General features: G+C 33.1%; 10 protein-coding genes. All 10 read right to left on the bottom strand.

What is annotated here, in order from left to right:
* Positions 1-916 precede the first annotated feature (916 nt).
* On the bottom strand, positions 917-2,074 hold the full coding sequence (locus HC965_RS24815) for a replication initiation protein (RefSeq protein ID WP_007559085.1): 1,158 nt from the start codon (positions 2,072-2,074) through the stop codon (positions 917-919).
* 162 nt (positions 2,075-2,236) lie between these two features.
* Positions 2,237-2,449 (bottom strand): hypothetical protein, encoded by a 213-nt coding sequence (locus HC965_RS24810; protein ID WP_004295360.1) that lies wholly within the window; start codon positions 2,447-2,449, stop codon positions 2,237-2,239.
* On the bottom strand, positions 2,439-2,921 hold the full coding sequence (locus tag HC965_RS24805) for a hypothetical protein (RefSeq protein ID WP_007559088.1): 483 nt from the start codon (positions 2,919-2,921) through the stop codon (positions 2,439-2,441). The genes HC965_RS24810 and HC965_RS24805 overlap by 11 nt, the downstream gene beginning before the upstream one ends.
* 33 nt (positions 2,922-2,954) lie before the next feature.
* Entirely contained in the window at positions 2,955-3,266 is a 312-nt protein-coding gene (locus HC965_RS24800; protein WP_008765228.1) for a hypothetical protein, read from the bottom strand.
* Between the two features lie 24 nt (positions 3,267-3,290).
* Complete coding sequence (locus HC965_RS24795) at positions 3,291-3,509, bottom strand: hypothetical protein (protein WP_004295363.1); 219 nt, start codon at positions 3,507-3,509, stop codon at positions 3,291-3,293.
* A 30-nt stretch (positions 3,510-3,539) separates the two neighbouring features.
* Positions 3,540-3,746, bottom strand: a complete 207-nt coding sequence (locus HC965_RS24790; RefSeq protein ID WP_007559092.1) for a hypothetical protein — start codon at positions 3,744-3,746, stop codon at positions 3,540-3,542.
* 12 nt (positions 3,747-3,758) lie between these two features.
* The gene (locus HC965_RS24785; RefSeq protein WP_007559094.1) at positions 3,759-3,950 is read right to left on the bottom strand and encodes a hypothetical protein; all 192 of its coding nucleotides are present in this window, start codon (positions 3,948-3,950) and stop codon (positions 3,759-3,761) included.
* Positions 3,951-3,966: 16 nt separating this feature from the next.
* Entirely contained in the window at positions 3,967-4,107 is a 141-nt protein-coding gene (locus HC965_RS24780; protein ID WP_007559096.1) for a hypothetical protein, read from the bottom strand.
* Positions 4,108-4,192: 85 nt separating this feature from the next.
* Complete coding sequence (locus tag HC965_RS24775) at positions 4,193-4,582, bottom strand: hypothetical protein (RefSeq protein WP_007559098.1); 390 nt, start codon at positions 4,580-4,582, stop codon at positions 4,193-4,195.
* Between the two features lie 321 nt (positions 4,583-4,903).
* Positions 4,904-5,155, bottom strand: a complete 252-nt coding sequence (locus tag HC965_RS24765; RefSeq protein WP_004295365.1) for a hypothetical protein — start codon at positions 5,153-5,155, stop codon at positions 4,904-4,906.
* Positions 5,156-5,534: the final 379 nt, after the last annotated feature.

The following is a 5,534-nucleotide window of genomic DNA, read 5'->3' as shown; positions in this document are numbered from 1 at the left end:
TACGGTATCAAATACCTTCCCGGTTTCTCTCCAGTGCAGGCAGAAAAGGTATCAATTAGATGCAATCCTTTTACCGATGGGCGGTAGTTCCTGAATGGTGTCGGTGTCTTTTCTTTTATGATGCAGCCGTTTTCCTGTATTCAAGTATAGAGAGAAACGACACAAGGAACTTTAGGGAAAAGAAGATTTTTCGTGTGGCTCTTTCTGGAACTCTGGAAGTGAAGCGTGTTAATCACATATTATATATTATTTGTTTATATATTATATATTCACATATTATTTATATATATATAATATTGCATTTTGTTCCTGTTCTTTTTCCCTAATGTTTTATGGTATCAATTTTTTGCGTCCGGCTTCCGGCTGCTTTTTGTATTTGGTATCAAAAGGTCGTTCTACAGGGTGTGCCAGGAATGATAATTCGGTATCAATTTCTTTCCCTACAGTATATCAAAAAAGCATAGGGACAAAAACCCAACTTTTTAAAATATGTTTTTTTTAGATAGGGACAAAAACCCAACTTTTTAAAATATGTTTTTTTTAGATAGGGACAAAAACCCAACTTTTGATTGATTATTTGTATCATATAGTGTCTTTTTTTGTTAATAGATGTTCTTTTCCCTAAAGTTTGTGTTAAGATTATGAGAAAAGTTCCTTTTTTATGGGTTTATGTAATAAGAAAAGTTCCTTTTTTGTGTGTTGGTATGATTATCAGGTTTTTTTTATCAGCTAGTGATGGTAGTACCCTTAAAAATGAAAGGGTAACTATCTGAAAAACAACAGATAATGGTAAAAAATCAGGGACAAAAACCCAACTTCTTAGGGACAAAAAACCAACTTCTTAGGGACAAAAACCCAACTTCTTAGGGACAAAAACCCAACTTTTAGACCCCTCCTAGGGACAAAAACCCAACTTTTATTCATCTTCTTTTTCTTCTCCAATCATTCCGGGGAGTATTTCTACTTCTTTTAATAATACGGATAAACAATATTCTGCTTTATTTGAAATTTTATTCCAGTTATCTCTAACATATTCGCCTAGATAAAGCATCTTAGTTACTACTGCTTTATAGTTGCTTAATGTAATCTGTGGAATAAACTGCTGCAAATGCTCGTCCTTCATTGCAAAGTGCAAAGAACAAAAATTCGTTATCATCTTCTTTTGTCCTTTTAATAGTTCTTCTTCCTTCTTTGATAATGCAGACTTAATAACTTTGAAATTAAGTTTATAAGGCTGTGTATCGCCTGAATTACGATAAACTTCTGCCATTTCAAACCAGCAATCAGCCTGTTCAAACAAATCATCGTAAACAGGGCGTATTACACGTTTATACAAATCTTTAAATTCGGGGTATTTATCTTCTAATTTTAAGAATTTCCGAAATCTATCCACATAGATAGAAAAACCACCTTTTTCTTTCCATGAGCTAATCAGCATATACATTCTTATTGTATATCTACTTTGCGCTCTTAAAGCTATCTCTTTTATATAGCGTGTAAAACCTCTATCAACATTAATGAAAACTTTAGCAACCTCTCTATCCATTTCTAAAGAAAAACCTCTTGAATAAGGAGTTTTGGGTATATTTGCCTTAGTGAATAAACCAGTAATAGACCAACTATCCTCACCTGTTATTGGGTCTTTAACATCAAGCTCTACAGGAATACTGATTAATTTACGAACCATGCTTTTTACTTCCTTGTATTGGTCTGGATTAACGCCCAAATCCCGATATGCGATATCTACTCTTATACGGTCTGAATATTCTTGAAATAAAGATAATTGCTCGCATGGAATAGATGTACCATATTTATCTAGATGCTGAATACTTAATTCTATGACATCCTGTAATTTCTCTATAACAGCAATTAAGATTCTAATCTGTACTGTCTTAAAATCACCAGCCATTAATGTAACTACATTAGGTTGTTTCAGCCATGTGGGATTTTCTGGGAGTTTCACAGGAAGATTTGTACGAGGATGCCCTTTCCTAATTCTAACAATCTCACCGTCTATTTCTTCTTTTTCTTCTTTCACCGCACGTTTTCGGGCTTTTATTTCTCTATTTACCATCGCTTATTATTTTGACTGATTAATACTCCAAAAAAAAGTAGAATAAAGAACACAAACATAAACTTGGCTATATAAAATAGCCCTATGAAAATCATTCTAAAAATAGCAATGATAATTTCTAATAGATTTCTTATTATGTTCCTCCAGTCCATTTTCTTTGTTTTATAATTCCTGTCGCCAAAGCTCCGGCTGCACTATTGTATAACCAGCACTTTGCAAATATACTCTTTTAAATTCATCGGGCAACGTTCCTTCAAGGAATTGCTTTTTATGCCTTGATGCAGTTCGGCGGTCATATGGACTATTTTTAGACCAACCTCTTTTAAGAATTAGTTCCTTAAAGCATTCATCTAATGTTTTTGCTTTATCTATCATAATCTTTTCGTAAAGAAATTATAGGGTTTTTCATCCCTTTATACGTTTCACAAGGATTTCCTAACAGTTCGCACATAACAAAATGTACAATTTTTCCTTCATCCAATGATAAATTCGATTTATTTGCTAATTCTACAACTAATGTATATTGATAACTATAGTTCTCAACAACAATTTCTTTTTCATTGGAAACTTCATTGTAAATCTTTCTATACTTATGCCATAAAGACGTATTAAAAAGCTCTACCGTAAGAAAATTGTTTACCTGCTCTGTTGTATAGTCTTCTGGCAAACGTTTCCCTGTAAGTCTATAAACAGCCTCCATTTTTGCTTTTTTTCCTACAAACTTTTTTTTCCCAATCATCTGACAAGAAGGAAGTTCATCCCTAGATATAAAAGGCTTCAAATCTGACACCCTACGATATACCTTATATTCAATAAACATTCTATCTATATTTTGATTATATGACATCTATTCCCTTTCACACTATTCGAAAAATTATGGTCATTTATCCCAATCATAATTATCGTAATCTATTTCCTTTCCTGTAGCATGGCATTCAGCCACATAATCAGCCCATTTTTTTCGCTTCGTCACATCAAAAGGCATACGTAGAAACTCATCCTTCCAAGGCTGTATAAAGTAACCAAAATCGTGTTTGTTCGTTACATACTGAACAGCATCTCTAATGGCGTTATACTCATATCCTTCTTTCAACAATGGTTCGTCACCCAGTTTAGAGTATATGTTTGCCACTTCCCGAAGCATCTTTGCAAATTCTTTGTATGTGGCAAAATTCTTTTCTTTTTTATCCATAATCATTCTTTTTTGTTTTGAGTATTAATTTTTTTCGATGAAAGTATTGGTTGTATTCAACACCCCGGCTGAATCTCGACTTTTGCCATCTCTTATGAAGATTCCTTCTTCTTTCAACCGTTCATAATCAAATTCATTCATCATGATAATGACAATATTTTCATTTGTATATAGCTTACACTTCATAAATTGAGTACCTTCTATTTTTCCAATTACGTCTATTTGGATTGTTCTTTCATTCATAATTCGTTTATTTATATATCGATTTGAGGATTATTCTTGTTTTTTTACTTCATATCCCTTTTCTCTGAGATACGCTGCTATATACTCATCATCTCCGACATCATTAAGGACATCGAAAAGATAACCTTTTACATAACTGGCTACTGCAACCGCATTTGCATACTCGATGTTCTGCGAAATGAATCTCACTTTCTCTGTTCTTCCTAAGCCTCTGAAGGCTTCTTCAATTTTGCTCATATTTATACTGTTTTACGCTAATTCTGTTTCAATAAACTTCATCATCTGATTGTGAAAAGAACCACTCCTTTTTTGCGCAGCCTTACAATCATCAATGGAAAGATTCGATTCCTTAATTATCCCTATTGCGATTGCTGGCATATCTCTGACTACTACAATATGCTGAACAGCAAACCAAATACCATCAATAAATTCATTATTCATATCTTCATTTTATTGGTTAAAACTCATATTCACTTTCATTGAAATTTTCGATTGAATAAATTAAACCACCGAAGTCACCTGCTGAGAAGCCTCCAGTAATATTACTTCGATGTGTTCCCTTATACTTACCAAAGGTTAATGTTCTTTCTTGATTCATTACTATTCTGTTATGCGTTATTTGGTATGATAATCCCATTTTATCTTGACTTATATATCTGGAAAAGAGACCTGTGAACTAAAGACTACTCTTTCTTTTCCTTACGCCTCGATTTGAGAAATTCTTTAGCCGCTTCTTTGTCCTCATGTACTTCATCTGATACATAATATATTATAGCCTTTGAATTGTGAGGATTGTTTTTCCACTTTCTTCCTATTGCATCCGGATTTACAACATATCCTTCTTTTGCCCATTGCAGGGCTGTTAGGCTCTTTTGGTTCATTCTCTTATACCAAAGAACCTTACGATGCATTTTTGTCCGGGGAGTAATTACTCCGTCTGCACATACCAGTCCTTCACAGTTGTAACCGGGGCTTTCCAGAAATTCAATTTCTTTTTGAATTTCTTTTATGCTCATTTTCTCGATGCGTTCCATGTATTGTGCAATCGTTTCATCTGTCATATCCGCTGCCATATTTCATGAATTTATGTATTAAAATAAGGCTATTAACTAGTTTAATAGCCCATTTTTGATTTCAAATACTATCAAACGTATTTATCCAATTCTTTTTCTAGCTTTTCCCTATCAATCTCTGGAAATAGTTCAAGAACAAGACTTAGCGAATCGCAATAATTGTTTGCATAGTTTTCTGTATCCATCAATCGTAACACCATTGAACAAAAAATACTCTTTTCCTGCTTAAAAGTACGATTTAACACAGAACTAGATAATCTGAAAATTTTCTTCTCTACTCCAATCATAAATTAATCCTTTCACATTTCTAATAATTGACTATCAATCTGTAGTTTTCTTCAATGCTTCAAAAGAAGACAAGTAATCATCAACAGCTTTATTTAACGCTGCATATTTATCTTTCCACGTCCTTATTTGCCGTTGTGTTTCAATATACCTATCATTCAAAGTTGCATAATTCTGAATAGCAAATCTAATAGCTTTAGCATCTGTTTTTTCACCAGATAATTTTTTTAGATTTTCTAACTCTGCGCAGGCTGCATCGTCTAAGCGTAATGTAAACTCTTTTTTCATAAAAAAATGATTAATGAATTAATACTGAAAAATAGCACTAACAGTTGGCTACGAAATGGATTTAAGAAGCAATGTTTCATGATTTTGTTTGCTGTTCTTTATACTGGCAGCCAAACCAGCTTTAAAGGTTTGTTTATCTCTTTATTTTCAATACTCAAAGATAGTGATTTTCTATAAATGTCGCAAATAATAGGACAATTATTTTTGTTAAAAATGGTTTTAGGTTTATAGACTGCCGAGGTTTTATTTTTCCCTAAAGTTTTTGGTATCATAATAATGTTCTCTTATCGTCCATGCCGGGCAGAACCCGGAAAAGTACGGTATCAAATACCTTCCCGGTTTCTCTCCAGTGCAGGCAGAAAAGGTATCAATTAGATGC

The sequence above is a fragment of the Bacteroides sp. GM023 genome (assembly GCF_014750685.1).
Taxonomy (GTDB): Bacteria; Bacteroidota; Bacteroidia; order Bacteroidales; family Bacteroidaceae; genus Bacteroides.
Note: the sequence above shows the minus strand (reverse complement) of the source record. Positions and strands in the feature narration are given on the sequence as shown.